This is a genomic window from Vibrio fluminensis, from assembly GCF_015278125.1.
GTDB lineage: Bacteria > Pseudomonadota > Gammaproteobacteria > Enterobacterales > Vibrionaceae > Vibrio > Vibrio fluminensis.
This window is the reverse complement of record NZ_JADILO010000086.1, coordinates 1-524: the sequence shown is the minus strand read 5'-3', so window position 1 is coordinate 524 and position 524 is coordinate 1. Positions and strand designations below refer to the sequence as shown.

General features: G+C 51.9%; 1 protein-coding gene. It reads left to right on the top strand.

Annotated features, from left to right (window positions below):
- The coding region (locus IRQ95_RS22010; RefSeq protein WP_194439930.1) for a hypothetical protein at positions 1-524 on the top strand (524 nt) is incomplete at both ends.

Genomic DNA, 524 nt, shown 5'->3' with positions numbered 1-524 from the left:
AATTGACCAACGGTGGTTACGTCACGCTTACCGTCAATGACGGTGAAACCGTAGATCTTAAACTGGTTGATGGCAAACTGGTGACGCTGACTGACGAAGCGACGGACTACCAATACGACAATGGCACCATCTCGTGGACGGAGAGTGCACCGGAAGAAGGTGGCACCATTACCGTCACTGCAACCCAAACCGATATAGCAGGCAATGAATCAGCGCAAGGCGCAGACTCTGCTAAGTTGGACACTGTGGCACCGGGCGACGGTGAAGGTCCTCAAGGTGGCGACCTTGGTCCTGTGGTTGAAATTAAAGATGACGTTAATAACGACGGCTTGATCAGCAAAGATGAGCTCGGGAATGACCAAGTCCAAGTTGAAGTATCGGTTAACCACGGCGAATTAACCAACGGCGGCCACGTGACCTTGACGGTCAATGGTGGAGACGAAGTTCAGCTTAAACTGGTTGACGGCAAGCTAGTGACGTTGACTAACGAAGCGACGGACTACCAATACGACAACGGCACCATC